The organism is Actibacterium sp. 188UL27-1 (assembly GCF_016901225.1).
Lineage (GTDB): Bacteria > Pseudomonadota > Alphaproteobacteria > Rhodobacterales > Rhodobacteraceae > 188UL27-1.
In genome coordinates, this window is record NZ_JAFEUL010000002.1 from 92,155 (window position 1) to 117,620 (window position 25,466).

Consider the following 25,466-nt stretch of genomic DNA (forward strand, 5'->3'; position numbering starts at 1 on the left):
GCGGCGATCAACGACAGGAGGCCCCATGTCCATCGACACCGAGACCGCGCGCAAGGTCGCCAAGCTGGCCCGGATCCGGGTGGAAGAGGAGGCGCTGCCGGCGCTGGCACAGGAATTCAATGCCATTCTGGGCTTTATCGAACAGTTGAACGAGGTTGATGTCGAGGGGGTGGAGCCCATGGTCTCTGTCACGCCAATGCAACTCAAGCGCCGCGAAGATGTCGTGACGGATGGCAGCATGCCCGACAAGGTGCTGGCCAACGCCCCTGACGCGCGAGAGGGATTTTTCGCGGTGCCGAAGGTGGTGGAATGAGCGATCCGAACACATGGACCATTGCCGAGGCGCGCGACAGACTGCGCGGCGGCGATGTTACAGCGGTCGAATTGACCGAGGCCTGTCTAACCGCCATCGACGGTGCCGGGGCGTTGGGGGCTTTCGTTCACCGCACACCGGACATCGCGCGCGACCGTGCCAAGGCGGCCGACGACCGGATCAAGACCGGAGACGCGCCGGATATGTGTGGCATTCCGGTGGGCATCAAGGATCTGTTTTGCACCGAAGGCGTGCCGAGCCAGGCGGCGAGCCGTATTCTGGAGGGATTTTTGCCGGAATACGAAAGCACCGTGAGCGGTCGTTTGAAATCCGCGGGTGCGGTGATGCTGGGCAAGCTGAACATGGACGAGTTTGCCATGGGGTCGTCGAACCAGACGAGCACCTATGGCAATGCCGTCAACCCTTGGCGCCGTGGCAATGACGAAACCGATCTGACGCCCGGCGGGTCCTCCGGTGGATCGGCCACCGCTGTTGCAGCCGATTTGTGCCTCGCCGCAACCGGGACGGATACTGGCGGATCGATCCGCCAACCTGCGGCCTTTGCCGGAATTGTGGGGGTCAAACCGACCTATGGGCGCTGCTCGCGCTGGGGGATCGTGGCGTTTGCAAGCTCGCTCGATCAAGCTGGGCCCATGGCCAAAACAGTGCGCGACGCGGCGATCATGCTGGAGGCGATGTGCGGCCATGACCCGAAGGACAGCACAAGCGCCGATCTGGCCGTTCCGAATTTCGAGGCGGCCTTGACCGACGATATCAAAGGCAAGGTGATCGGCATTCCCAAAGAGTACCGCATGGATGGGATGCCGGACGAGATTGAAAAATTGTGGGCCAATGGCACGGCGATGCTGAAAGATACCGGAGCCGAGATCCGCGATATCAGCCTGCCACACACGAAATACGCGCTGCCCGCCTACTACGTGATTGCACCGGCCGAGGCCTCCAGCAACCTCGCGCGGTATGATGGCGTGCGGTTTGGACATCGCGCTTCGTTGGCGCAAGGCGACGGCATCACAGAGATGTACGAGAAGACCCGAGCCGAGGGGTTTGGCCCCGAAGTGCAACGCCGCGTTATGATAGGCACATATGTTTTGAGCGCGGGATTTTATGACGCGTATTACAACCGTGCGCGCAAGGTTCGTACGCTGATCAAGAAAGACTTCGAGGATGTCTTTGGCCAGGGCATTGATGCGATCCTGACCCCGGCCACGCCGTCGGCTGCATTTGGATTGGGGGAAATGGCCGATGCCGATCCGGTTCAGATGTATTTGAACGATGTCTTTACGGTGACGGTAAACTTGGCCGGATTGCCCGGTATTTCGGTGCCTGCTGGTCTGGATAAGCAGGGTTTGCCATTGGGATTGCAATTGATTGGCCGTCCCTGGGAAGAAGCCGATTTGTTGAATACAGCACACGTTTTGGAAAACGCTGCCGGATTTATTTCCAAGCCCACAAAATGGTGGTAGTTGATTGAAAAAATAATGAGCGGGGTATGGCGATGATGCGGGCTTTCCTTCCTATTTGTGCGGTATTGACAGTGGCGGCCTGTGCCGATCCGCAGGCCCCTTACACCACATCGGATCGTGGTGTGGGATTCGGTGATTACAATGCCTACACGGCGGAACAGACCCGCCGCCGGTCCGAACGCGAGCAGCAATTGCGTCAGAATGTGCGCAAGACGCGGCCCGAGACCACTGGCGCACCAACGCCGCAGCAGGCATTGCGCGATCCGGTGATCTCAGCCCAGGCGACGACACCAGAACAGGTGGGTGCCCCCATCTCGGCTTTGCGCACCCAACCTGTTGACGTGGCGACGGCACCCGCATCGACGGTGATCACACCGGCAGGAAACTCCGCTGCGATCTCGAACAGTCAGGATTTTGCCGCCGCGTCGGCGCAAGACAGTATCGAAAGCAACGCAGAACGGTTGCGACAGCAGAAAGCTAACTACGAGACGGTCGCCGTGGCACCCGTACCGCAGCGGTCCAACACCAACGGTCCCAATATCGTGGCCTTTGCGTTGCAAACGAACCATGCGGTGGGGCAGCCGGTATATCGCCGGTCCTTTGCCTCCGGTTCGCGTGCATCGCGGGCCTGCGGGCGTTACGCCTCTCCGGATCTGGCCCAGGAAGCCTTCCTGGCCAATGGTGGCCCCCAGCGCGATCGGCGTGGCATGGACCCGGATGGCGATGGTTTCGCCTGCGGATGGGATCCCAGCCCATTCCGGTTGGCGCGTCAGGGATAAAACGCCCTGATCTGGTACCCGTCTCCTAATTTTGGGGCGCGGCGGGGTGGGGCGGCCCCGGATCTGATCGTTTTGCATTACACAGGTATGCGCAGTGCCAAAGCGGCGCTGCACCGTCTGTGTGACCCAGATCACGAAGTTTCAGCGCATTACCTGATCGCCGAAGATGGCCAATGCTGGCACCTTGTGGAAGAGGCCGCCCGCGCTTGGCATGCAGGAAAGGGCGCATGGGGAGAGGTGAGCGACGTCAATTCTCGCTCCATTGGGATCGAATTGGCAAATACGGGCCAGCACCCCTTTCCCGAGCCACAAATGACCTGTCTTGAAGGGGTGATGCGTCGGATCATGGCGGATCATGACATTTGTCCTGAACGCGTCATCGCCCATTCCGACCTGGCCCCTGACCGAAAGCAGGACCCCGGGCGCAGCTTTGATTGGCAGCGTTTGGCGCGTGGGGGGCTTGCGGTCTGGCCTGCGGGAGATGGTGACGGTGAGACAGATTTTCTATCCAGTGCTGCCGCGTTCGGATATGTGACCCCATCGGGGGGCAAAGATGCCAGCACCCTGATCCTTGATGCATTTCGCCAGCGGTTCTGTCCGGCAGCGCGGGGCCCGCAAACCCATCGGGACCGGGCGATGATGCAGGCCCTGGCGCGTGACTATCCCGTTGACCGGACCGCGGCGCTGCCGTAAGCCAACCATCGCGCGGATGGCTGGATGACCGCTTTCGGCGGGGCTTGCCCCACCTGAGAGGAAAGTCCGGACTCCCTGAAGCAACGGTGCCGGGTAACGCCCGGGCGGGGCAACCCGACGGAAAGCGCCACAGAAAACAAACCGCCTTCGCCAGCCGCGTGCGGCAAACGGGGGTAAGGATGAAACGGTGGAGTAAGAGCCCACCGCGGGGCTGGCAACAGCACCGGCATGGCAAGCCCCACCGGGAGCAATGCCAAATAGGAACCGCGTGGCGCCCCGGCGTCGGGGTCGCTTCAACCCCAGCAGGTTCGGGTTGGCAGCTAGAGTGTGTCGGCAACGGCACGCCCAGAGGAATGGTCATCCACGGGGGACACCCCGGGACAGAATCCGGCTTACAGGCTATCCGCGCGATTTATCTTTTTTAAAATCATGACCTGTCATATCCTAGATGTGGGATAAGGGGCTACGATAACTGATATGAACGATGAAAAACCCAGCCTGTATGCCGGGCTGCGCAACGTTCCGACCGAAGGGTTGGTGACGTCGATGATGGAGGCATTGCCGGACTGCGTGAAATTGTTGGATCGCAACGGGCGGCTTGCTTTCATGAATGAAAACGGCCTATGCGCCATGGAGATTCCGGATTTCGAGCAGGTCGAAGGGATGTATTGGCCCGATCTGTGGCCTGATATTGCCCGCTCGAAACTGGTCGACGCGCTGAAACGGGCTGGTATCGGCGATATGATGACCTTTACCGCGGATTGCCCAACAATGGCCGGAAATGCGCGCACCTGGGAGGTTACGACCTGTCCGGTACGCAATGAATACGGGCGGGTCGATTCCATCCTGGCCATATCCCGTGATGTTACTGGCCTTTACGACTGATCTGACGCCGTGATGTGGCGGTTTTCCCTAGAAAAGCGTTGACACGCGGATGGCAGACGATAAACCGACCATCTGATTTACGACCGCGGCAGCCCGATGCCCGGAAAAAGGAGCGTGGCCATGGCCAAACCAACCACAATCAAGATCCGGTTGAATTCGTCCGCCGGAACCGGTCATTTCTATGTGACCAAGAAGAATGCCCGCACCATGACCGAGAAGATGGTCGTGCGTAAATACGACCCCGTGGAGCGGAAGCACGTGGAATACAAGGAAGGCAAGATCAAGTAAGATCAGCCAAATCCGATGTTTCAGGGCCGCGCCGTTTGGGTGCGGCCTTTTTCGTTGGGGGATGGGTTATGGACTGCATTTTTTGTGACATTGTGGCCGGCCGAACGGCGGCTTCTGTCGCGTATCGCGACGATCGCCTTATGGTGTTTGCCGACCATCGCCCGATCCGGCCTGGCCATGTTCAGATCATCCCGCGGGAGCACTATGCTGTTTTTGAGGATGTACCCCCCGAACTGCTGGCCGAGATTGCAGTTCTTGGTCAGCGGATTGCCCGGTTGCAAAAGCGATTGTACACAGTGGCTCGGGTCGGGTTCGCCTTCACGGGGCATGACGTGGCCCATTGCCATGCCCATGTGATTCCGCTGCATGCTGCAAGCGATGTCACATCCGCCCGGTACGCCGATGGCAGTGCGGCGTTGTTCATCACGCGGGCGCAGATGGACGCGACCGCGCGCCACATCGAACTTGGTCTTGCGCAGGCCATGTGATCGCAACCAAAAGGAGGCACAGCCATGACATCAACGCGCCTTGCCCTCACCATACGCCCCTCTGAACCGCGCGATCTGGCTGCGGTTGATGCCTTGTTAGCGCGATCGTATCCAACGCTGTTGAAGGCCGATTACCCCCCTTCGATCATGGTTACGGCTGTTCCCCTTCTAAGCCGGGCGCAACCCGCCCTGATCACCAGCGGAACCTATTACGTGGCCGAGACGGAGCAAGAAGAGATCGTCGGGGCAGGGGGCTGGACGGCGAAGCGCCGTATCCGTGCGGCGGCTGACATTCGTCACTTGGTGACCGATCATCGCAGGGTGCGGCAGGGGATCGGTCGGAAATTAATGACCCATGTTCTGGCAGAGGCCGAGGTGGCACGGATCCGGCGCGTGGATTGCTGGGCCACCCGGACAGCGGTGCCGTTGTATCAATCCTTGGGATTTGTGACGTTGGGCCCCATCGAGGTGCCACTATCGGGCGGCATCCGGTTTCCCGCTGTCCAGATGCAATTTACCCTTTAGAGGGCAGCCTCGACCGGCCCGCGCATCTCATCGCGCAACTGAGACAGCAGAACGGACGCCGCCGCCGTGTTACCCGCGTTGCGCATCGTACGCACCGCATGGGCGATATCTGGGGCGCTATGGGCGCGACCGTCGAATTTGCGCAAGCCCACCCCTTTGGTCGTCTTCAGGCAATGCCATGTCTTGGCATATTGCAAAAGGATCGGCGGGGTTTCCGGCCCATTGCGAAACAGCATGGGGGTCGTGATCCTTGGGCTGCCGCGGCGCAGGGCGTTCATCGTGGCGATATGGGTGGTCCTGATATAGGGCATCGTCGGTAGGGCGGGCATGTCGACCTGCAGCAGGATACCAGACCCATCGGTGGGGCAATAATCCGCACTGTCATAAAGCGATGTGGAGATGTAGAGGCCTGGTCCGGCATTGGATCCACCCCCGACGGGCTGGTTGTAACGCTGGTGAAAAATCGCCTCGTTTCGGCCGCTAAGCGTATGGGCCAGATGATTGTCGCCGCCCCAGCTGTAAAAGATACCGCGGTTCGGGATCGCGCTGTTGTTTTCCAATCCGACAGCGATGATACGATCAATTTCGGCCTGGGACATGCCGCTGGTCTCCTGTTGTGTCAGGTTGATCTATCGCGCCACATGGTGGCACGCCTATGGCATTTACCAAACGTAAGATGACAGACGGCCGGGCGATAGGGTGGTCACCTTGGTTTGAACGGTAAATCGCTGATTTCACATGCGATTTCTTGCCGATGCTGCGGACCCTGACCCAAACAAAAAAGGCCGGGCATTGGCCCGGCCTTTTGCATTATATCTGACGCTTTTATTCGCGGCTGCCGAACAACTGCAGCAGGAACATGAACATGTTGATGAAGTCCAGGTAGAGGTTCAGCGCGCCCATGATAGCGGCTTTGCCCAACCATTCCTGATCGCCATGCATTGCGTGCTCAAGATAGGTGTTCTTGATATTCTGCGTGTCATAAGCGGTCAGACCGGCAAAAATCAAAACACCCAGGATCGAGATCGCAAACATCATCGCAGGCGAGGCCAGGAAAATGTTGACGATCGATGCAACGATCAGGCCAATCACGCCCATGATCAGGAAGCTGCCCCAACCAGAGATGTCTTTCTTAGTCGTGTAGCCCCACAGGGACAGACCGGCAAATGCGATCGCAGTGATCAAAAACACCTGCACGATTGAGGTTGAGGTGTAGATCAGGAAGATCGAGCTGATAGACAGACCCATCACAGCGGCAAACGCGTAGAACACCAATTGAGCTGTTGCAGCAGACATCCGGTTGATCATGGCCGAAAAGCCAAACACAAATGCCAAAGGCGCAAACATGATGACCCATTTCAGCGGGGAGCCGTACAGCGTCACACCCAGCGATGTCAGGTATGTGTTTGCGTTCAGTTGCGCCGCAGCGAGGGCCGGGTCAGTCGTCGTTGCCAAGCCCGAAATCGCCCATGCCGCCAAGGCAGTGATCACCATGCCCACGGACATCGTGCCATAGACCTTGTTCATGTGGGCGCGGAGCCCCTCATCGATTTGTGCGGACCGGGCGCCTGCAACGCCTGTCTGCATTGTCTGGTAGTCTGCCATTTCGGCCTCCAAGTTCAACCCAATTGAAACCGCGGCGTAGGGCACGCGGAACTCCACCTCAATATTGGTGAGATCACGGAGTGTTTCAAGGATTTCCCGCCCGAAACAGTTGGGTTCGGGCGAGATTGTCGCGGTGCCGTTTTATCTTGCGAAAGAAATCAGCGCATCCAGTGGGCCGGTACGTCCCAAATCGGGCGATTGAGTTCGCTCCGAACATCCTCGGAGGTCAGGCCAATATCGTTGAGCATGTGAGGATCGAGATCCTTCAATCTGTGGCGTTCGCGCTGAGTCTGATAGGCGCCGTAGATCGTGCGAAAGATCGAAATCAATGAAAAGCCGCGGTGGCGCCGGGGGCGAATGATCTGGAGATGAGCCATGTCAGGTCCTTTCAGATTTTGTGGGGCCAACTATCGTTCGCATCATTTACGTTGATGAATATGGACAAATATGTTTCATTTCTAAAGCGAATGTTTTTGATCTGACCCATCAGCAAAGGTGATGCGATGCGAAATCTTGATCTTACGGCGTTGCGCTCCTTTGTGGCTGTGGCCGATACTGGCGGCGTAACCCGCGCCGCGGCGCAGGTGAACCTGACGCAATCCGCCGTTTCAATGCAGCTGAAGCGGTTGGAAGAAGCTTTGGATGTGCCCTTGATCGACCGTTCGGCCCGTTCCGTGGCGTTGTCGCCTTCGGGGGAGCAGCTGCTGAGTTATGCCCGCCGTATGCTTGAGTTGAATGACGAGGCCATCCTGCGCCTGACCGCTGACGATTACGAAGGTGAGATCACGCTGGGTGTGCCGCATGACATCGCGACACGCTATATCCCCATGGTGCTCAAACGGTTCAATGCACAATTCCCGCGGATGCGGATCCAGCTCTTCGCCTCCTATACCCGCAAGTTGCTACGACAGCTTGAAGCCGGGGAATGCGATATGATCCTGACGACAGAAGATAGCATTGGCCGGGATGGCGAAACCTTATGTTCGCTGCCGTTGGTCTGGGCTGGGGCGCCTGATGGTGCCGCCTGGCGTCAGCGGCCCTTGCCATTGGCGTTTGAGGGCGATTGCGTGTTCCGCGGCCCGGCCCAACGGGCGCTGGATGCAGCCGGGATCGGATGGCAAATGGCCATCGAGTCGGATTCAACCCGCGCGATTGAGGCGGGTGTCAGCGCCGACCTGGCCATCCATGTTGTGTTGGAAGGGATGGAGCCTCCCTACATTCGTGAGGTCGAACATGGTGGCGGTCTGCCGGACTTGCGCAGTTTTAACATTAATCTTTACGTGGCGCCAAAAGCGACGGGCCCCGCACATCTGGCCCTCGCGGATCTGGTGCGGCAGGTCTATGGGACCATCAAGTCTGGGGCTGGGGGGTCACAACAACCTTACCCGTCGCCTGTCGCGATCTCAAAAGCTCCAATCCCTCTTCAACCCGTTCCAGCGGCAGAATGTGGCTGATATGCGGGCGCAGCTTACCGTCAGCGTACCAACCGAGCAGGGTTTTTAGCGACCCGGTCAAAAGGGCGGGTGCAAATTTGTTATAGCCACCCCAGTAAAAGCCAATGACACTGATATTCTTGACCAGCATGTGATTGGCAGCAATCGGGGGCACTGTACCGCCTGCAAAACCGATGGCAAGGATGCGGCCCAGCGGATTGGTCGCGCGAAAACACTCCGTAAACAAGGGGTCGCCGACTGCTTCATAGACGACATCTGCCCCGCCCAGTGCCTTGATCTGTCCCCGGATATCCGTCGATTGCGCATCGATCAGGTGATGGGCCCCGGCTGCGCGGGCGATCTGCAATTTCTCTTCTCCCCGCGCGACGGCAATGACCTCTGCGCCCATCAACGCCCCGATTTCCACCGCCGTCAGCCCGACCCCACCGGCAGCACCTGTGACAACCAGCCGTTCGCCCGCCTGTAGCGCGGCCCGGTCCGCCAGTGCCAGATGGGACGTCCCGTACGCGATCTGAAAAGCGGCGGCATCGGTGAATGGCATACTCTCCGGCAGGGTGAGACATTGGTCGGCGGCAAAGCATCCCTGTTCCGCCAGGCCGCCCTGGCCCGAATAAATTGCGACCCGATCACCGATATGCGGGGCGGTCACATCAGCGCCCTGGGCAATCACCGTGCCCGCAACCTCCATTCCCATGGTGAAGGGGAGGGCAGGCCGCTCCTGATACTTTCCGCGCATGGTCAAAAGATCAGCAAAGTTGAGACCACATGCCTCAATTTTTACCTTTACCTCTCCGGCATTCGGCGAGATATCGCCTATGTCATGGAGCATAGGCGGACGTGTGACATCTTCGAGCTGGAAGGCGCGCATGGTGAAGGAAGGCCCATGGTTATTGAAAGAATCCGACGGTCTACCGGGTTTTGGCATGGCCAATCTGACGCCACCGAAACCTTATGAAACTAATTTCACAGCCATTCATAGGATAATCCCGTTCCCAAAAAAACCACAACGCAGATAGGCAAAACATCGGTGTCAGTGTATACCTTGGGTAATCGTGGTAACGAGAACAGAAAGGCGGCTATGCCCCACATTCTAGGTAGTCCTGTGACCACATTGCAGAAAAGCAGAATACATTTTTTTGGTGTGGGAGGCACACAATGACCCATCCAGTTGATAGCCATGTCGGTAAACGCGTTCGCCATCGCCGTTGGATGGTCGCAATGACCCAACAGCAGTTGGCAGATAAAGTCGGGATCAAATTTCAGCAGATCCAGAAATATGAAACCGGGATGAATCGCATCAGCGCGTCGCGCCTGTGGGACATCTCAGAGGCGCTGGGTGTTTCTGTCAGTTTCTTTTTCGAGGGGCTGGGAGACAGCGCAACGGAAACCGATGAAAGTTTGGCAGCAAGCGACATCTTGGCTGATAAAGAAGCGCTTCAGCTGGTGCGATCCTATTATGCCATCCCGGAAAATCAGCGTCGTCGTCTGTTTGAGCTGGCCCGGGTGCTGAGCGACGCGGCCTAACCCGCGTTTCCATGACGGAAACGACGATGACTGCCGCTTCTGCGGCGGAACTTCTGGACATTGCAAACCGGGCTGCCGATGCGGCCCGGTTTGCTATTTTGCCATATTTCCGGTCGCTGGGATTGGAGAGCGAAAACAAGGCGGCGTCGGGGTTTGACCCGGTCACCCTGGCGGATCGGGACGCAGAGCAGGCCATTCGAGCGGTTCTGACTAAAGAACGCCCGGATGATGCCATTCTGGGAGAAGAGTTCGCCCAGAAGGCGGGCACCACGGGGCTGACCTGGGTGATCGATCCCATCGATGGCACTCGCGGGTTTCTGGCAGGCACACCCACATGGGGGGTACTGATCGCCGTATCCGACGCTGAAAAACCGATCTACGGCTTGATTGACCAACCCTATACCGGCGAACGGTGGGAAGGCGGGCTGGGCAAGGCGGCGTTCTCCGGTCCGCAAGGCGCGCGATCACTGCGCGTTCGGGACACCGCGACCCTCGACCAGGCGATCCTGTTTTCGACCTTTCCGGAGATCGGATCCTTTGCGGAGCGCACCGTGTTCGACAGTCTGGCGGGGCAAGTGCGGCTGACGCGTTACGGCACCGATTGCTACGCCTATGGGCTTTTGGCGCTTGGGCATATCGACCTGGTGGTCGAGGCTGGACTGAATCCCTATGACATCTGCGCGCCGATTGCGGTGGTCGAGGCCGCAGGCGGTATCGTGACCGATTGGACCGGCGGCCCCGCTCATGGAGGTGGCCGCGTCCTGGCCGCGGCCAACAGGCAGGTGCATATGCGCGCGTTAAAGATCCTCAGCGGCGTGTGATGCTCGTTACGGCGTTGTGCCGCCCGACACGACGCTCATCCATCCACTGAGAGTGAAGCCCGAAACCAATCTACCTAGTGAGATGCGCTAAAAAACGGATCGGCCCAGTTGTGGGCCGACCCGGGCTGCTGAAGGGTCGTGTAACTTATTCGGCGGCGCGCAATGGCGTGGCAGAGGCTGGCGCATTCGGATCGGGTACTGGATCTGTATCCTTGGCCACGACCGGTTCCGGCGCGGGTGGTGGGGACTCTGGCTCCGTCGCTTGGGGCTCGTAACGCTCTGCAACTGTCTGGGCCGCATAAGATGTGTCGGTGGGCTGTTGGCGTGGTGGCGCGTCGCCAAGCATGTCGTCCCAGATCAGTTCGGGATGGCGCACCTGGCGGGCCTGCCGCTGGAGCACCCAGTCTCTGGCGGCTTCGCTCTGACGCCCAAGGGACAGGGCGGCCAGACCATGGGCGATCCAAAGCACATAGGTGCTGACCCAAACCCGGATCGCGAGCATCGATGGCGTGAAGATCAAGGTCAGCACGGTCGCGATGCCAAGGCCAAAGACGACTGCCGTGGCCAACTGCTTCCACCACAATGCGGTGGGACTGTCGATCGTGTACCCGCCACCAAAGAAATCGAGACTCAGCCCGAACATCATCGGGGCAAGGCCCGCCATTGTGGTAATCGTCGTCAACAGAACAGGGCGGATACGCGCCTCTGCCGTGCGGGTGATCGCCTCGATCCGCGGCATGTAACGGCTGTACTCTTGATAGGTATCAATCAGAACAATGTTGTTGTTCACCACGATCCCCGCCAAGGCGACGATCCCGGTTCCGGTCATGATGATCGAAAAGGACTGATCCATCACCAACATCCCGATCAACACACCGGTGGTCGACAGGACCACCGCCAGCAACACGAGCGTCGCGTTGTAAAAGCTGTTGAACTGGGCCAGCAGAATGATGAACATCAGACCAAGCGCACCGGCAAAGGCCGATTGCAGGAAGGCTCCGCTTTCCTCTTGATCCTCCTGGTCGCCGGTCCATTCCCAACTGATGCCAGCGGGCAGGGGGGTTTCTGTCTCCAGCCATTCTGTCATCAGGCCAATCCGTTCATTGCCATTGATCGGCGTGGTCTGGATCGGTGCGTCGTCATTCAGCAATGCCTGAAGGTCCGAGATTGAAAGGTCGGGGCTGGTCCAAAGTACGGTGTAATGCGTCTCGCTCACGGTGGCGCCGAACAGGCTGCCGATTGCACCAGGTTCCGTCCGCTTGACCAGATCACCGCGGATCCCGTCGGTTACGGCCTGTTCTGGGACTTCACTGACCACTGCCAGACGGTCCTTGATCTTGGGACCGCCGGGATCGTTGGGGTTGTCGATCTCCCGCTCAAGCGACGTGAAACCGACAGCCACATCCGCCTTCATGTCATAGATACGACTTTGGCCAACACGGTCGATCCGGCCCAGCTTGGCCACCGGTTTACGCGTGATAAAATTCGACAGGGGCACCAGCCCATCCGGTGTGCGCACTTTCAGGGTATCGAGGGTTGAGAGCACGCGGTCCTGATCGGGCAGGCGAACGCGGATGTCGATCTCCTCATCCGAGGTATCGACCCGCATCGTGTCGAGCATGATACCGCGGGTGACCAACTGAACCATCGCACCAACCGTGGCAACGTCGGCGCCGTAGCGACCGGCCTTTTCCACATCTACGTTGATCTCCCAATCAATGCCGGGCAGGGGCAGCGTGTCTTCCAGATCGATCAGGGCGGGCGTTGACTGATACTTGGCGCGCACGATCTGCACGGCCTCCTCCAGGGTCTCAAGATTGTCACCGGCAAGGCGCAGATGCAGCGCTTTGCCGGATGCGGGACCTTGGGCAAGGTTCAGAACCTCGGTCTGGATGCCCGGGATCGTGGCAAGGCGGTTCTCCAGGTTTTCCAGCACCGTGTCGCCATCGAAGTTTCCGTCAACCTGTTCGGTCTGGAAAAACCCCCACAGCTCCCCCTGTTCGCGGGGGCGAACATTCCAGGGGACAAGCTCGATCTGCACCTGGCCGATGGCATCAAGTGGGCCGGATGCCCCCCCGGTATTGGCGTTCAGCCCGCCTGCACCGGCAAAGGCAAAGGCATTGTCGATCCCTTGCGTGTCCAGGATAATCTCTTCGACTTGCTGGACCAAGACGTCCTTTTCCTCCAACGACATGTTGCCCCGTGCCTTGACGTAGACGATGGCCTGCTCGGGCTCTGTCGTGACGAAGAACTCAACACCGTTATTGTTCTGCCCAAAATACCCGAAGGTGGCGACCACGAACGCACCAACGGCAGCGATCGCGACAATCGGCATAATCGGGTTGCCCGCGATCAGGTGGATGAACCAGCCAAATCCGGTGCGGCGATAGCCGGCCTGGATCCGTTTCGCCCGGCGGGGCTGTTTGATGGCCGCGATCGCGGATGAGGCAAGGATCGCCGCTCCAAAGAACAGCACCACACCTGGCAGCCATTGCAACGCGGCTGGCAAGGGCGATGTGCCACCGAACAAATAGCCGGGGTTCAGGCATTGCAGTGCGCCGTGATAAACGCCGTAAAGGCCGACGACGATCAGAACAGCCCGCACCAGCCAAGGCAGCGCCTTAAGGAATTGGGTGAAGCCTTCGAAAACGCGCGCGATGCGACCGCTGACACCACCCATAACAGGCAGGTAGACCAGCGCCACCACTAGGGAGGCTGACAGTACGAAAATCAACGTGACCGGCAGCATTCCCATGAATTCACCCGGCACACCGGGCCAGAACAGCATTGGAAGGAAGGCACACAGCGTTGTCGCGGTTGAGCTGACAATGGGCCAGAACATCCGCTTTGCCGCCTCGACATAGGCGCGCATTGGTCCTTCACCTTCGGCCATGCGTTTGTCAGCGTATTCCACAACCACGATGGCGCCATCAACCAGCATGCCGACGGCCAGGATCAGCCCGAACATGACGATGTTGGAGACCGAGATGCCCATCACAGCGAGGAAGGCAAAACACAGCAGGAACGAGGTCGGGATCGCAAACCCCACCAGGAGGGCGGGACGCAGCCCGAGAGAGGCCAGAACCACCACCATGACCAACGCAATCGCCGTCAGGACCGAGCCTTCAAGCTGGCTGACCATGGATGACACCGTGTAGGATTGATCATTGGAGGCGCCCACGATGACGGCCTCTTGCAACTCATCGGGCCATTTCTCTTTTTCCTCGGCCACGATCTGGCGCACCATGGTGGCCGTGTCGATCAGGTTATAGCCCTTGCGCTTTGACACCTGCAGGGCAACAGTGTTGTCGCCATTAAAGCGGGCGGTCCCTTCGCGATCCTCGAATGTCAGGTTGATCTCGGCCAGATCGCCCAGCGTGATGACCATGTCGCCATTGGTCTTGACCGGCAGATTATAGACATCGCGCGGCTCATCAAACGAGGATGGGATCTTGACCGAAAACGCGCCCTGTTCCGTCTCCACCTCGCCGGCGGCGATCAACTGGTTGTTGTTGACCACCACATTGACTAACTCCGCGGCGGTGACGTTGTAGGATTCCAGCTTCAGTGGGTCGATGATCACCTCCAGCATCTCATCCCGATGGCCTGCCAGCGCAGCATCCAGAACCGCCTCCTGGCTTTCCAGGCGGTCCTGCAGGTCATTTGCGACTTGCAAAAGCGTCCGTTCGGGCAGGTTGCCACTCAGATTGATGATGATGATCGGGAATTCGGAAAAATTGAACTCACCCACCGTGTAGGCATCAGCGCCGTCCGGAAACTTGGCCTCCGCCTTGTCCATGGCCGCCCGGATCTCTGCTAGGACGGCCTCTTTGTCCCAGCCAAATTCAAACTCAAGGCTCAGGAAAGCATATCCTTCCGACGCCGTACCGGACATCTCCTTCAGGCCGTCCAGATCGGCCATCTCGGTCTCCATGACCTTGACCAACATCTTCTCCGAATCCTCGGCGGAAATGCCGGGGAAGGGCACGCTAATAAAAGCGGCCGGGATCTCGATATCCGGCTCACCCTCCTTGGGCAGGCCGATATAAGCAAATGTGCCCGCCAGAAGGGAAAGGATGATGAACGCAATCACCATCCGGGCGCGCGAGGCGGCCCAATCAACAATACCGGTCATTCCGAAGGCTCCCGATATGTCACAGACAGGGGCACACCATCGCCCACAAACTCTTGACCCACCACGATCACGTCTACCGGATCAGGCAAACCGCCGACCCAAACGCCCTTGACCGTGTCGCGCAGCACCGTGATTGGCGCAAATGCAGCTTTCTGGTCTTCTGTCACGTAGCGCACGCCGATTGTGCCGGCATCGTCCAGCGTCAGGGCCGAAGCTGGGATCAGATGCGCATCGGCCCCGGCGGCCGAGATGACGATCTCTGCCGTTTGACCGTCTCGAATGGTCAGATTATCGTTATCGACCTCGATCTCGACCCGGAAGGTCCGGGTGTTCACATCCGCGGACCGGCTCAGAAAGGTCACGTCCCCGCTGATTTCCCGACCCGACAGCAGGCGTGCCCCTGCAGAGGCCCCAACCTCGATCTTGTCCACTTCGGTCTCGGGAACAAATCCAACCAGCTTGATCGGGTTCAATTGTATGACAGTGGCACATAGGGCGCCGGGTTGCAGCAAGGTGCCCAATTCGGCCGTATCGGTTTCCAACAAACCGGCAAAAGGGGCCGTGATTTTCAGGCGTTCGATATCCTTTTTGACGGTTGCGACCGTAGCCTCGGCCGATTGGATACCAGCTTGCGCGCCTTCGACCCCGGACCGGGCTGCCTCGATGGCGGCTCTGGCGGTCGATACGGCGGCCTGCGTTTCCGCCACGCGGGTTTCAGATGCAAATCCATCCTGGCTCAACCGCGACGCCGCGCGATCGTTGATCGTGGCTTCGGTCAGGCGTGCCTCTGCCTCTACCACGCGCGCCTGGGCTTCGGGGACGCGGGCCTGGGCTTCGGCCAGCCGGGCTTCCGCCTCGATCAACTGGGCGGGGCGGATACCGGGATCCAGCTCGCACATCAATTGACCTGCCTCAATGAATGATCCCTTGCGCAGGGGGGGCGACATTACCAATCCCGATGTTTCGGCTTTTACGTCAACCTCGCGGTCGGCCTCCGTCCGGCCCCGCAATATCACGCCATCGGCCACGTTCTGCCGTTCGACCCGGGCGGCGACAACGGACACACGCTGCGCCGTGTCTTCCTCCAACACCACCGCGACGGGCTCTTCTTCGTCTTCGGTTCCCTCGGGGCGTTCCGCGGCAGCGACTGCGCCGCCCTGTGCGAATTCCAGCAAGCGATCCCGTTCAAAAATCACACCGTAAAGGGCCAACATGACAAGACAGGCCGTGAGTATGGAAAGCGGGCGCATGGAGCGAACCTCTCAGTTTGGTCAATCACGGTTGATCTGGGGCCAATCCCAAATCGCCATACGCCTAATACGCTGAACCGTCCAGTTCAGATTAGTCATTGTGGCAACTTTGTGCAAGGCGGGCCCTATGCCTAAATGCAGGATGCCATTGGCGAAAATTCGCCGTCATGGCAGGGCTTGGCATCAAAGTGTAAATAGCTGTAAGAGGGGCGCTGAGAAAACAGGCGTTTTTGACGCCGATCTACAGGGCAAAACAACGGCGCAAACTCTGCGCAGGACATGACACACGCATGAGCCAGACTGACAGCTTTATTGATGAAGTCACCGAAGAGGTGCGCAAAGATCGGCTTTGGCTGATGATCCGCCGGTATGGCTGGATCGGTGTTGTTGCCATCGTTGCCATTGTGGGTGCGGCCTCTTGGAACGAATATCGCAAAGCACAGGAGCGGCAGCAGGCCGAAGGGTTGGGCGATGCGATTGTCACCGCGTTCAACCAGGAGGATTTGCAGGCGCGCCTACAGGATTTTGACGCGATAGAAGGCGGGCCGTTGGCGCAGCCTGTCATCGGCTTGATGTCCGGGGCGACAGCGGTGCTGGCCGATAATCCTGAAAAGGTGATTGCCGCGCTCGAACCCTTGGCCGCCGATGCAGCACTGGACCCGGTTTACCGCGATCTCGCCGCCCTCAAACTTGTCCTTTTGGGGGAGGATGTGCCGCGTCAGTTGCGCGAAGATCTGATCACTCAGATCACGCAGCCCGGACGCCCCTACCGCTTGCTGGGCCTGGAGCAAAAGGTGCTTTTGCAGGTTGAACTGGGGGAGACCGATGTTGCTGTCCAGTCAGCCGATGCACTTCTTCAGGAGGCGGGTGTGACACAAGGGTTGCAACAGCGCCTCGTACAGTTGATCTTCGCCTTGGGCGAACCCCCGGAAAATCTTTGACAAATAGCCGGGTTGTGCAGGTGGAACGGATTATGAGGCGAGGCAATCTGGTGAAGTCATTTCCATATCTGGCCCTGATTGCGTCTGTCGCCTTGATGTCGTGCACACGCGGTGAAGAACGTTTACCGGGTAAGCGCATTGATGTACGCGACGCATTGCGGCTTGGGGCCGAGGATGCTGCCCAAACAGCGCCGTCCAACGTGGTCGAACCACTCGATATCGATCCACGCGATGAAGTGCGCAACAGCGCCCCGATCTCTCTGCCACGTCAGGTCAACCATACATCTTGGACTCATCGGGGGGGCAGCGCGAACCACAAGGTGACCCACCCCTCATTGAACGCCACCCTGACCAAGGTTTGGTCAGCCAATATCGGCTCTGGCAATAGCCGCCGCTACCGGATCTCTGGCGACCCGATCATTGCCGAGGGCCGGGTTTTTGCCCAGGACAGCCGCGCGCGGGTTTCTGCGTTTTCCACAGCGGGCGGCCAGATCTGGTCACGGGATCTGACCCCGGCCTCTGACCGGAACAAAGATGCGACCGGTGGTGGACTGGCCTATGGGGGAGGTCGGCTTTTTGTCACGACCGGCTTTGGTGAGCTTATCGCCCTTGATCCCGCCAGCGGTGCCACCGTCTGGCGGCAGGAATTCGATGCCCCGGTCACCGGCACGCCGACTGTCCGTGGTGATCTGGTTTATGTCGTGTCGCGCGACAATCGCTCCTTCGGGATCCGCACCGACACTGGCCGCATCCAGTGGCAATTGCCCGGCGCGCCGTCCAATTCGGATCTGATCACCGGCGCAGGCCCTGCTGTGACCGAACGCCTGGCGATCTTCCCCAATGGCCAATCCGAGGTGAATGCCGCCTTGCGCAAAGGTGGTATTCGCGTCTGGGGCGGATCGATTGCCGGGCAACGACGCGGGCGTGCCTATGCGGGCATCACAGATATTACCGGTGATCCGGTCGTGGTGGGCAACACCGTCTATGTGGGCAGCCAGTCGGGCCGCTTCGCCGCCCTCGATGCGACCAGCGGGGAACGCCGTTGGACCGCCACCGAAGGGTCCTACAGCCCGGGTTGGCCCGTGGGTGGGTCCGTCTTCATCGTGTCCGACCAGGCCCAGCTTGTCCGCCTGGATGACAGCACCGGAGAGGTCATCTGGGCCGTCGACCTGCCATATTTCAAACGGGAACGGGTGCGCCGCCGCAAAGGCGTCTTTGCCCATTACGGCCCTGTTTTGGCAGGGGGTCGCCTGATCGTTGGGTCCGACGATGGGCAGATCCGGTCATTTGATCCGCGCACGGGGCAGTTGATCTCATCAGTTGGTATCCCGGGTGGCGCTGCGAGCCTGCCTGCGGTTGTGGGGGGCACCCTTTACATTCTGTCCGGCAACGGGCAATTGCACGCGTTCCGTTAAACACTGGGCCATCACCGGCCCAAGGACACGCAGATGAGCTTTACCCTCGCCCTGGTGGGCCGCCCCAATGTGGGGAAATCCACCCTGTTCAACCGCCTTGTGGGCAAACGGCTGGCTTTGGTCGATGACCAGCCTGGCGTTACCCGTGACCTGCGCGAGGGCGAGGCACGCCTGGGCGATCTGCGCTTTACCGTGATCGATACGGCGGGGCTCGAAGAGGTCACCGATGACAGCCTGCAAGGCCGGATGCGCCGTCTGACCGAACGCGCGGTCGAGATGGCCGATATCTGCCTTTTCATGATCGACGCCCGCACCGGGATCACCCCCACCGATCAGGTCTTTGCAGAGATTCTGCGCCGTAAATCCGCCAACGTCATCCTTGCCGCCAACAAGGCAGAAGGCAACGCGGCCGAGGCCGGTGTCATCGAAGCCTATAGTCTGGGCCTTGGCGAACCCCTTCGGCTGTCGGCGGAACATGGCGAGGGGATGGGCGATCTTCTGGCCATGCTAATGCCCCTTGCCGACGGCTTTGCCGACCGGGCAGAGGCGGACGCACCCGAGGTTGACGTTGATATCGAGGATGCCGACGCCCATGCCCCCACCGTCAAACGCCCGCTCCAGATCGCCGTGGTGGGTCGCCCCAATGCCGGAAAGTCCACCCTCATCAACAAGATCCTGGGCGAAGACCGCCTGCTGACCGGGCCTGAGGCCGGGATCACCCGCGACGCAATCTCCCTGACGCTCGACTGGAACGGCACGCCGGTCCGCGTCTTTGATACGGCGGGGATGCGCAAGAAGGCCAAGGTGCAGGACAAGCTGGAAAAGCTCAGTGTCTCGGACGGGCTGCGGGCGGTGAAGTTTGCAGAAGTCGTCGTGGTGCTGCTTGATTGTGATATCCCCTTTGAGCAACAGGATTTGCGCATTGCGGATCTGGCCGAGCGGGAGGGCAGGGCGGTGGTTATTGCCGCCAATAAGTGGGACCTCGAGGATGAGAAACAGGCCAAGCTGAAAGGCCTGAAGGAGGCGTTCGAACGCCTGTTGCCGCAACTGCGCGGCGCCCCCCTGATCACTGTGTCTGCCAAGACAGGCCGCGGCTTGGACCGCCTGCACGAGGCCATCCTGCGCGCCCACGACATTTGGAACCGCCGCGTCACTACGGCCCGCCTGAATGAATGGCTGGTGGAGATGCTGGAGGCGCATCCGCCCCCCGCCCCCGGCGGCCGCCGCATCAAGCTGCGCTACATGACGCAGGCCAAGACCCGACCCCCCGGTTTCGTCGCCATGTGCAGCCACCCGGACAAGCTGTCGGACAGCTATAAACGCTATCTGGTCAATGGCTTGCGGGAGGACTTTGACATGCCCGGTACACCGATCCGGCTTTGGTTCCGTTCCCAATCCGACCAGAACCCGTTCAAGGATCGCAAGAAATCGACGCCCTCCCGCCTGCGCAAACATCTGGGGAAAAAACCGTTGGGCAAGTAGCCAGCGTGTTAACAGATCTTGACCAAACAAGAGGCATCGGCTGAACTGTTTCCATTATTTGATGGAGCATTTCATGAAGCGTTTGGCCGTATTCTGCGATGGCACGTGGAACGACAAGGATAATCCTGACAAGCTGAAAACCAATGTCGCCCTTCTGGGAGAGGCCGTGGCCCCCATGGACCGCGACGGTATTGTTCAGAAAGTGAAATATGTCAGTGGCGTCGGAACGAATGGTGGAAGTGGGCTCAATGGTTTTGCCGACAAGTTTCTGGGTGGTGTTTTCGGGGCTGGTCTGAATGCCAATATCCGCACCGGCTTCACCTGGTTGATCGAGAATTACGAACCCGGCGACCAGATCTATATCTTTGGCTTTTCCCGTGGAGCGTATACGGCTCGCTCGCTCGGGGGGCTGCTGCGGTCTGCCGGGATCCCGCGCGGCAATGGCGATTTGCCGAAACGTATCGACCGCGCCTTTGACTGGTATCGCAATCGCGGTCGGTGGACCCGGCCTGGCAGCGAGCGTAGCGCGGCCTATCGCGCCCGCAATGGCTCTATCGTTTCTACGGGGCAAAGCGAGGATGAATGGCGTGCTCGGGTCGGTCGGCCCCCCCTAAAACGGCTCAGCGTCGCCTATATGGGTATCTGGGACACGGTGGGCGCGCTGGGTGTGCCCGGGATCCTTGGTCCCGTTGCCCAGGTGATCAATACGCCCTACCGGTTTCACGATGATGAACTGGCCCGGATGATCCTGTCGGGCCGCCACGCCGTGGCCATTGATGAACAGCGGGTCCTGTATCCGCCGACCTTGTGGAGCAACTTGACGGAATTGAATGGCGGGTTGGGCCATGAACCCTACCGCCAGCGCTGGTATCCCGGCGATCACAGCATGATCGGTGGCAGTGGTCCGGAGCGTGGGATCACCAACCACACCTTGCGCTGGATTGCCAAAGGGGCGGAGGAGGCGGGCCTGATCTTTGATCCAGACCAGATCGCGGCGGCTGGGGAGCCGGACCACCGCGGCCCCCTCAGCAATGTGCAGCCTTCCGTCTGGGGGCGGGTGCTGCGCAAAGCGCGGACGGGCCCCCGGCTGGTCACCCGGATCAGCGGCCCGGGGCTCGACCGCTTGCGGGACGGCGATGCCCTGGGGATACGATACAATCCAAAGACACTGCGCCCCTTACGTCGCGCCTTGGCCCATCTGTTGGGGTTGCCGTACCGGGAGCCGCGATATCCTGTACCGCGCCCCCCGGTGCCGCGCTTTCCTAGGCCAACTGACCCTGAGCAGTGATCTGGCCCTTGCCGCCGAGGTAGGGGTGCAGAACGGCAGGCAGCGTGACTGAGCCGTCCTCCTGCTGGCCGTTTTCCAGCACCGCGATCAGGGTCCGACCGATGGCGAGGCCTGATCCGTTAAGTGTATGAACGAATTCGGGTTTTCCGCCTGACTTAGGTTTGAACCGGGCATTCATCCGGCGCGCCTGGAAATCACCGGCGACGGAACAGGAACTGATCTCGCGATAGGTGTTCTGGCCGGGCAGCCAGACCTCAAGGTCATGAGTCTTGACCATGCCAAAGCCCAGATCGCCAGTGCATAGAACGACAGTTCTATAAGGTAGTTCAAGGGTTTGCAGGATGTTCTGCGCGCAATCCGTCATCCGCTGATGCTCGGCCATCGACTGATCGGGATGGGTGATCGAGACCATCTCGACCTTTTCGAATTGGTGCTGGCGGAGCATGCCTGCGGTGTCGCGACCTGCGCTGCCGGCCTCGGATCGGAAACATAAGGAATGGGCTGTAAAGCGTTGTGGCAATTGGCTTTCTTCCAGGATGTCGCCGTTGACTATATTGGTCAGCGTCACCTCTGACGTGGGGATCAGCCACCAGCCATTGGTGGTCTGGTAACTGTCCTCGCCAAACTTCGGGAGTTGGCCCGTGCCGTACATCATCTCCTCGCGCACAAGGACCGGGGCGTTCACCTCTAGAAGGCTGTGATCGGTGATGTGGGTATCGAGCATGAACTGGGCTAAGGCTCTGTGAAGTCTGGCGATTTCGCCCTTCAGCACGACGAAGCGGGAGCCGGAGAGCTTGGCCGCCGTCTCAAAATCGAGGCCCGCTTTGGCGGCGGGGATGTCGTAGTGTTCCAGCGGCGTGAAGGCAAAGTTGCGGGGGCTGCCCCAGCGATGGACTTCCACGTTTTCGGTGTCGTCCGTGCCGTCGGGCACATCGTCATGGACAACGTTCGGCAGACCCATCAGAAGGTCGGTCAGGGCGGCATCCTCAGCCTTGGCCTGTTCGTTGAGAGTAGCGATTTTCGCTTTGTTCTCAGACACTAAGGCGCGGAGGCGTTGGAATTCGGCCTCGTCGCCCCGGGCCTTGGCGGCACCCACCTCCTTGGCGGCTTTGTTGGCCGCGGCCTGGGCATTTTCGGCCTCCAGGATCTTGGCGCGGCGGGCGGCGTCCAACTCCAATATCCGGGACGAGATGCCCGCAAACTCCGACGAGCGGCGCAGAAGGGCCGCTTCAAAAGCATCGGGGTTGTCGCGGATCGCGCGGATATCGTGCATGGCTCCGGTTCCTTGGTTTGAGCTAAGTGCCGCCCCTATAGGCCCGAAACGCACGGGGCACAATCGATGCGCATCCTATGCACAAACCATGCATACGAAGGTCAGCGACCCAGACGTACTTTCCACTCGTCCGGGAAGTCCGGCAACGTGTCCTGCCACTCCCGCCAAGCGCGCCTGAAGTCGCGAGGCTGAAGTTCCCCGTACTCCCAATGACTAGGAATGTGGTCGCGCATGTGCGCCGCCTCTTCTTCGATAGTATCCCGAAGGCAGCCATCCGCGAAGATTTGGTTCAGATGTTTTTTGAGCTTAACGACAAGTTTCTCGTCACCGTGATCGATTGCCGCCCCGAGTGTGTCGACACGTCTCATGAAACGGGTTTTTTGCGATACGGTAAGACCGCTCAGATCGGCTCCGCGTAAGTCCGTTCCGATGAACCGAGTTCCTTGTAGATCTGCTCCGTTTAAGTCAGCGCATCTCAGATCTGCATCATGGAACTCGGCGTGCTGGAGTACGGCTAAGTTGAATCTGGAGCCTTGAGCCTCGGTTAAAGCAAACTTCGCTCCTAGAAGGATTGCCCTTACGAACTCTGTACCTTGAGCTTTGCTACCGTGAAACTTCGCCCCACCCAGTTTTGTCCTAAAGAAACGGACACCTTGAATTGAGGCCCGAGACAGGACTGCTCCCCGCAAATCAAGTTCGGATAGTTGAAAGCCCTGAAGGTTTGCGCCCTCAAGGTTTAACTCGATCCGAGAATTTTTATTCAGCTGGGATAGGACTTTAACTGCTAATTCTCGATCTGTACGGATGTTTTTCCTTAACTCTGCGGCCCAGTCATGAAGAGACCAATAGGGCAAATCTTCAGGCACAGTCATTGGGGCGTCTTCAGTTGCCGAGGTTTCGCGGACGTAGAGGCAGAGGATGGAGGCGATGCGGTCTCGGTTTTCGGGTTGGTCCCAGGCCAAGCCTTCGAGGCGGTCGATGGCGGCGGCGCGGGTGACGATGTCGGGGATCTCGATCTCTCGGGTTTCCCAGTCGCTGGCTTTCAGAACGCGCGCGTTTTCGGGGAGGTTGAGGCGCTGGCCTTCGATCTGCAGCATGCTGCGGGGAGCCTCATCATCAGATTGACCAGCGCGGTAGTACACGTGACGGACCGCGCGCAGCACCTTGTGCCGGGCGGCAAGAGCGTTGAAGGCGTCATTCAGCTTGTCATTGGCGAGGGAGGCGGCGGCGGTTTCGGCTTGCTTTTGTGCTACGATGGCACGCCAGATGACGAAGGGCGCTCCCGCGAGGGCCAACACGATTAGGCCCAGCGATCTAAGACTGGCTGCATCGGTCGTCGTATCGGTCGATAGGATAGCACCAGAGAGTTGGACGAGGGCGCCAATTATGAGGGCCGCGACCCAAACCGTTAGGATGGCTCCGCAGACGGTCAATCCGATACCGAGCCACTTGGCTTTTTTGAAATCGACGCTCCTGGGGACGCCAAGCCAGTCTAACAGATCAGGGTTTTTGTCGCTCATGTCGTCAATTCAAAGGTTTGGTAAGTCGCGTGTGAGAAAACGAATTTTGACACACGCTAAGGCAGATTTTCGTTCCCGTCCAATGGATTAAGGTTAATGAATTTGAAGCTGTTCTAAGCTGGAACGGGGCAAGACGCCCAACGTTTGCAGATGGAGCGGATCCATTGGCCTTCAATTCGGGGCGAGGGTTTTGATGAGGGCTGGTGTGACGGTGGCTGCGACGGCGAGGGGGCCGTTGCGCAGGGACATGGTGCCGACGACGCGGCGGGCCTTACCCGTGCCTTGCAGGACGGGACCGCCGGAATTTCCGGGCACGACTTCGCAAGCCAAGGTGATCAGGCCGTCGAGACCGGCGCGGGGGCAGTCGTCATTCACGCTGAGGATATGGGGGCGGTCGCCACGATAGCCTGCGACCCGGGCCGGACCCGTAGCCAGATCACCCACGGGGAGGGGGGTGATGTCGGTCAGCGGCACCTCCAACCGGATGACGGCGACATCGGCATGGGCCTGGGCGGCGGAGGTGGGCTGCAACGTCTGGTAATCGGGGTGGACGGCGAGGGCGATACCTTGGGCAGCGGCCGCGTAGTCGCCACGATGCCAGCCCGCGACGAAGGTGAGTTCATCGGCGGCAAAGACGGCTCCGGTCCGGCGATGCTGGACGCAATGGGCCGCCGTCAGCACCAGATCGGGGGCGATGAGGGTACCGGTGCAATGCTGGCGGCGCTTGTAGCCTGCGGCATTGACGCGGCCGACGGCCTGCCAGTCTGCGCGCTCGCCCTCGGTGATGGGGCGCGGGGCGGGATCGGCCAAGGCGGCGCTGCCCAGGCACAGGATCACAAAAAACATCACGCATTTTCGCATTTGAAATTGAACTCCCTGCCTGCCTGCCCATATGGCCCATCAGTGTTGCGCACAAAAGGGGCACCTTGTGCTTGATACCCTTGCCGCATAGGGTGCGCGCCAATTCAACGCCCGGGGAGCGCCCGGGCCGGACCAACGGATGAGGTAGCTGCGATGGACGGTGCTGGGCTGGGGAGTTTCATTCCCCTGATCCTGATCTTTGCGATCATGTATTTTCTTTTGATCCGGCCGCAGCAGAAGAAGGTGAAAGAGCATCAGGCGATGGTGACGGCGCTGCGGCGGGGTGACCAAGTTGTGACCCAGGGCGGATTGATCGGGAAGGTCAGCAAGGTCAAGGACGACAACGAGGTTGAGGTCGAGGTGGCCGATGGTGTGAAGGTGCGCGTTGTGCGGGCGACCATTGCGCAAGTGTTGAACAAGACCGAACCGGCCAGCGATTGAT

25 protein-coding genes and 1 other RNA gene are annotated in these 25,466 nt (G+C 59.7%); 17 read left to right on the plus strand and 9 right to left on the minus strand.

Annotated elements, in window-relative coordinates:
- The first annotated feature begins 25 nt into the window (after positions 1–25).
- The 9 genes from gatC (at position 26) to IU397_RS03590 (ending at position 5,455) form a co-directional block, all read left to right on the plus strand.
- Positions 26–313, plus strand: coding sequence for an Asp-tRNA(Asn)/Glu-tRNA(Gln) amidotransferase subunit GatC (gene gatC, locus IU397_RS03550; protein WP_204410795.1), 288 nt, complete (start codon positions 26–28; stop codon positions 311–313).
- The gene (gene gatA / locus IU397_RS03555) at positions 310–1,797 is read left to right on the plus strand and encodes an Asp-tRNA(Asn)/Glu-tRNA(Gln) amidotransferase subunit GatA (RefSeq protein ID WP_204410797.1); all 1,488 of its coding nucleotides are present in this window, start codon (positions 310–312) and stop codon (positions 1,795–1,797) included. Before gatC ends, gatA begins: the two co-directional genes overlap by 4 nt.
- A gap of 26 nt (positions 1,798–1,823) precedes the next feature.
- Positions 1,824–2,576, plus strand: coding sequence for a hypothetical protein (locus tag IU397_RS03560; RefSeq protein WP_239479578.1), 753 nt, complete (start codon positions 1,824–1,826; stop codon positions 2,574–2,576).
- A gap of 87 nt (positions 2,577–2,663) precedes the next feature.
- Entirely contained in the window at positions 2,664–3,269 is a 606-nt protein-coding gene (locus tag IU397_RS03565; protein ID WP_204410799.1) for an N-acetylmuramoyl-L-alanine amidase, read from the plus strand.
- 12 nt (positions 3,270–3,281) lie between these two features.
- An RNA gene (rnpB, locus tag IU397_RS03570) (RNase P RNA component class A) lies at positions 3,282–3,680 on the plus strand.
- 66 nt (positions 3,681–3,746) lie between these two features.
- Complete coding sequence (locus IU397_RS03575) at positions 3,747–4,154, plus strand: PAS domain-containing protein (protein WP_204410801.1); 408 nt, start codon at positions 3,747–3,749, stop codon at positions 4,152–4,154.
- A 120-nt stretch (positions 4,155–4,274) separates the two neighbouring features.
- Positions 4,275–4,442: a 50S ribosomal protein L33 gene (rpmG, locus tag IU397_RS03580; protein ID WP_204410803.1), complete on the plus strand. Its 168-nt coding sequence runs from the start codon at positions 4,275–4,277 to the stop codon at positions 4,440–4,442.
- A 68-nt stretch (positions 4,443–4,510) separates the two neighbouring features.
- Positions 4,511–4,930 (plus strand): HIT family protein, encoded by a 420-nt coding sequence (locus IU397_RS03585; RefSeq protein WP_204410805.1) that lies wholly within the window; start codon positions 4,511–4,513, stop codon positions 4,928–4,930.
- A gap of 24 nt (positions 4,931–4,954) precedes the next feature.
- Positions 4,955–5,455, plus strand: a complete 501-nt coding sequence (locus IU397_RS03590) for a GNAT family N-acetyltransferase (protein ID WP_204410806.1) — start codon at positions 4,955–4,957, stop codon at positions 5,453–5,455.
- Here IU397_RS03590 and IU397_RS03595 read toward each other — a convergent pair.
- The 3 genes from IU397_RS03595 to IU397_RS03605 form a co-directional block, all read right to left on the minus strand.
- Positions 5,452–6,054 carry a hypothetical protein gene (locus IU397_RS03595; protein ID WP_204410808.1) on the minus strand — a complete coding sequence of 201 codons (603 nt, stop codon included), beginning with the start codon at positions 6,052–6,054 and terminating at the stop codon, positions 5,452–5,454. The two genes, IU397_RS03590 and IU397_RS03595, sit on opposite strands and share 4 nt — an antisense overlap.
- 226 nt (positions 6,055–6,280) lie before the next feature.
- Positions 6,281–7,060: a Bax inhibitor-1/YccA family protein gene (locus tag IU397_RS03600; protein ID WP_204411452.1), complete on the minus strand. Its 780-nt coding sequence runs from the start codon at positions 7,058–7,060 to the stop codon at positions 6,281–6,283.
- Positions 7,061–7,218: 158 nt separating this feature from the next.
- Positions 7,219–7,437 (minus strand): DUF1127 domain-containing protein, encoded by a 219-nt coding sequence (locus IU397_RS03605; protein WP_204410810.1) that lies wholly within the window; start codon positions 7,435–7,437, stop codon positions 7,219–7,221.
- A 126-nt stretch (positions 7,438–7,563) separates the two neighbouring features.
- On the opposite strand from IU397_RS03605, the gene IU397_RS03610 reads away from it, so the two are divergent.
- Positions 7,564–8,514, plus strand: coding sequence for a LysR family transcriptional regulator (locus IU397_RS03610; RefSeq protein ID WP_204410812.1), 951 nt, complete (start codon positions 7,564–7,566; stop codon positions 8,512–8,514).
- Here IU397_RS03610 and IU397_RS03615 read toward each other — a convergent pair.
- Positions 8,411–9,382 carry an NADPH:quinone oxidoreductase family protein gene (locus IU397_RS03615; protein WP_204410814.1) on the minus strand — a complete coding sequence of 324 codons (972 nt, stop codon included), beginning with the start codon at positions 9,380–9,382 and terminating at the stop codon, positions 8,411–8,413. The two genes, IU397_RS03610 and IU397_RS03615, sit on opposite strands and share 104 nt — an antisense overlap.
- A gap of 287 nt (positions 9,383–9,669) precedes the next feature.
- On the opposite strand from IU397_RS03615, the gene IU397_RS03620 reads away from it, so the two are divergent.
- A complete protein-coding gene (locus IU397_RS03620) occupies positions 9,670–10,038 on the plus strand; it encodes a helix-turn-helix domain-containing protein (RefSeq protein WP_204410816.1) in 369 nt (122 codons plus the stop codon).
- A gap of 26 nt (positions 10,039–10,064) precedes the next feature.
- Positions 10,065–10,859 (plus strand): histidinol-phosphatase, encoded by a 795-nt coding sequence (gene hisN, locus IU397_RS03625; protein ID WP_204410818.1) that lies wholly within the window; start codon positions 10,065–10,067, stop codon positions 10,857–10,859.
- A gap of 145 nt (positions 10,860–11,004) precedes the next feature.
- Here hisN and IU397_RS03630 read toward each other — a convergent pair whose 3' ends face one another.
- Together IU397_RS03630 and IU397_RS03635 are read right to left on the minus strand one after the other, a co-directional pair.
- Positions 11,005–14,994, minus strand: coding sequence for an efflux RND transporter permease subunit (locus tag IU397_RS03630; protein WP_204410820.1), 3,990 nt, complete (start codon positions 14,992–14,994; stop codon positions 11,005–11,007).
- On the minus strand, positions 14,991–16,244 hold the full coding sequence (locus IU397_RS03635) for an efflux RND transporter periplasmic adaptor subunit (protein WP_204410822.1): 1,254 nt from the start codon (positions 16,242–16,244) through the stop codon (positions 14,991–14,993). The genes IU397_RS03630 and IU397_RS03635 overlap by 4 nt, the downstream gene beginning before the upstream one ends.
- Before the next feature lie 290 nt (positions 16,245–16,534).
- On the opposite strand from IU397_RS03635, the gene IU397_RS03640 reads away from it, so the two are divergent.
- From IU397_RS03640 to IU397_RS03655, 4 genes are all read left to right on the plus strand, one after another.
- On the plus strand, positions 16,535–17,185 hold the full coding sequence (locus IU397_RS03640; RefSeq protein ID WP_204410824.1) for a hypothetical protein: 651 nt from the start codon (positions 16,535–16,537) through the stop codon (positions 17,183–17,185).
- A gap of 50 nt (positions 17,186–17,235) precedes the next feature.
- Complete coding sequence (locus IU397_RS03645) at positions 17,236–18,600, plus strand: PQQ-binding-like beta-propeller repeat protein (protein WP_370541607.1); 1,365 nt, start codon at positions 17,236–17,238, stop codon at positions 18,598–18,600.
- Positions 18,601–18,633: 33 nt separating this feature from the next.
- Positions 18,634–20,082 carry a ribosome biogenesis GTPase Der gene (der, locus tag IU397_RS03650; RefSeq protein WP_204410828.1) on the plus strand — a complete coding sequence of 483 codons (1,449 nt, stop codon included), beginning with the start codon at positions 18,634–18,636 and terminating at the stop codon, positions 20,080–20,082.
- 73 nt (positions 20,083–20,155) lie between these two features.
- The gene (locus IU397_RS03655) at positions 20,156–21,370 is read left to right on the plus strand and encodes a DUF2235 domain-containing protein (RefSeq protein ID WP_204410831.1); all 1,215 of its coding nucleotides are present in this window, start codon (positions 20,156–20,158) and stop codon (positions 21,368–21,370) included.
- Here the strand turns inward: IU397_RS03655 and serS are convergent.
- From serS to IU397_RS03670, 3 genes are all read right to left on the minus strand, one after another.
- Complete coding sequence (serS, locus tag IU397_RS03660) at positions 21,345–22,643, minus strand: serine--tRNA ligase (RefSeq protein WP_204410833.1); 1,299 nt, start codon at positions 22,641–22,643, stop codon at positions 21,345–21,347. The genes IU397_RS03655 and serS overlap by 26 nt on opposite strands.
- A gap of 101 nt (positions 22,644–22,744) precedes the next feature.
- Entirely contained in the window at positions 22,745–24,163 is a 1,419-nt protein-coding gene (locus IU397_RS03665; protein WP_204410835.1) for a pentapeptide repeat-containing protein, read from the minus strand.
- A 171-nt stretch (positions 24,164–24,334) separates the two neighbouring features.
- Positions 24,335–25,009 carry a serine protease gene (locus IU397_RS03670; RefSeq protein WP_204410837.1) on the minus strand — a complete coding sequence of 225 codons (675 nt, stop codon included), beginning with the start codon at positions 25,007–25,009 and terminating at the stop codon, positions 24,335–24,337.
- Positions 25,010–25,177: 168 nt separating this feature from the next.
- Between IU397_RS03670 and yajC the strand changes: the two genes are divergently transcribed.
- A complete protein-coding gene (yajC, locus tag IU397_RS03675; protein ID WP_204410839.1) occupies positions 25,178–25,465 on the plus strand; it encodes a preprotein translocase subunit YajC in 288 nt (95 codons plus the stop codon).
- Position 25,466 lies beyond the last annotated feature (1 nt).

Excerpts from the sequence above, each read along its gene's own strand:
- IU397_RS03615 (WP_204410814.1), bottom strand. The coding sequence starts at position 9,382 with ATGCGCGCCTTCCAGCTCGAAGATGTCACACGTCCGCCTATGCTCCAT.
- IU397_RS03565 (WP_204410799.1), top strand. The coding sequence starts at position 2,664 with ATGCGCAGTGCCAAAGCGGCGCTGCACCGTCTGTGTGACCCAGATCAC.
- IU397_RS03670 (WP_204410837.1), bottom strand. The coding sequence starts at position 25,009 with ATGTTTTTTGTGATCCTGTGCCTGGGCAGCGCCGCCTTGGCCGATCCC.
- serS (WP_204410833.1), bottom strand. The coding sequence starts at position 22,643 with ATGCACGATATCCGCGCGATCCGCGACAACCCCGATGCTTTTGAAGCG.
- IU397_RS03640 (WP_204410824.1), top strand. The coding sequence starts at position 16,535 with ATGAGCCAGACTGACAGCTTTATTGATGAAGTCACCGAAGAGGTGCGC.
- IU397_RS03595 (WP_204410808.1), bottom strand. The coding sequence starts at position 6,054 with ATGTCCCAGGCCGAAATTGATCGTATCATCGCTGTCGGATTGGAAAAC.
- rpmG (WP_204410803.1), top strand. The coding sequence starts at position 4,275 with ATGGCCAAACCAACCACAATCAAGATCCGGTTGAATTCGTCCGCCGGA.
- IU397_RS03605 (WP_204410810.1), bottom strand. The coding sequence starts at position 7,437 with ATGGCTCATCTCCAGATCATTCGCCCCCGGCGCCACCGCGGCTTTTCA.
- IU397_RS03630 (WP_204410820.1), bottom strand. The coding sequence starts at position 14,994 with ATGACCGGTATTGTTGATTGGGCCGCCTCGCGCGCCCGGATGGTGATT.
- hisN (WP_204410818.1), top strand. The coding sequence starts at position 10,065 with ATGACTGCCGCTTCTGCGGCGGAACTTCTGGACATTGCAAACCGGGCT.
- IU397_RS03575 (WP_204410801.1), top strand. The coding sequence starts at position 3,747 with ATGAACGATGAAAAACCCAGCCTGTATGCCGGGCTGCGCAACGTTCCG.
- IU397_RS03590 (WP_204410806.1), top strand. The coding sequence starts at position 4,955 with ATGACATCAACGCGCCTTGCCCTCACCATACGCCCCTCTGAACCGCGC.
- IU397_RS03600 (WP_204411452.1), bottom strand. The coding sequence starts at position 7,060 with ATGGCAGACTACCAGACAATGCAGACAGGCGTTGCAGGCGCCCGGTCC.
- gatC (WP_204410795.1), top strand. The coding sequence starts at position 26 with ATGTCCATCGACACCGAGACCGCGCGCAAGGTCGCCAAGCTGGCCCGG.
- IU397_RS03655 (WP_204410831.1), top strand. The coding sequence starts at position 20,156 with ATGAAGCGTTTGGCCGTATTCTGCGATGGCACGTGGAACGACAAGGAT.
- IU397_RS03620 (WP_204410816.1), top strand. The coding sequence starts at position 9,670 with ATGACCCATCCAGTTGATAGCCATGTCGGTAAACGCGTTCGCCATCGC.
- IU397_RS03585 (WP_204410805.1), top strand. The coding sequence starts at position 4,511 with ATGGACTGCATTTTTTGTGACATTGTGGCCGGCCGAACGGCGGCTTCT.
- der (WP_204410828.1), top strand. The coding sequence starts at position 18,634 with ATGAGCTTTACCCTCGCCCTGGTGGGCCGCCCCAATGTGGGGAAATCC.
- IU397_RS03665 (WP_204410835.1), bottom strand. The coding sequence starts at position 24,163 with ATGAGCGACAAAAACCCTGATCTGTTAGACTGGCTTGGCGTCCCCAGG.
- IU397_RS03560 (WP_239479578.1), top strand. The coding sequence starts at position 1,824 with ATGGCGATGATGCGGGCTTTCCTTCCTATTTGTGCGGTATTGACAGTG.
- IU397_RS03610 (WP_204410812.1), top strand. The coding sequence starts at position 7,564 with ATGCGAAATCTTGATCTTACGGCGTTGCGCTCCTTTGTGGCTGTGGCC.
- IU397_RS03635 (WP_204410822.1), bottom strand. The coding sequence starts at position 16,244 with ATGCGCCCGCTTTCCATACTCACGGCCTGTCTTGTCATGTTGGCCCTT.
- gatA (WP_204410797.1), top strand. The coding sequence starts at position 310 with ATGAGCGATCCGAACACATGGACCATTGCCGAGGCGCGCGACAGACTG.
- yajC (WP_204410839.1), top strand. The coding sequence starts at position 25,178 with ATGGACGGTGCTGGGCTGGGGAGTTTCATTCCCCTGATCCTGATCTTT.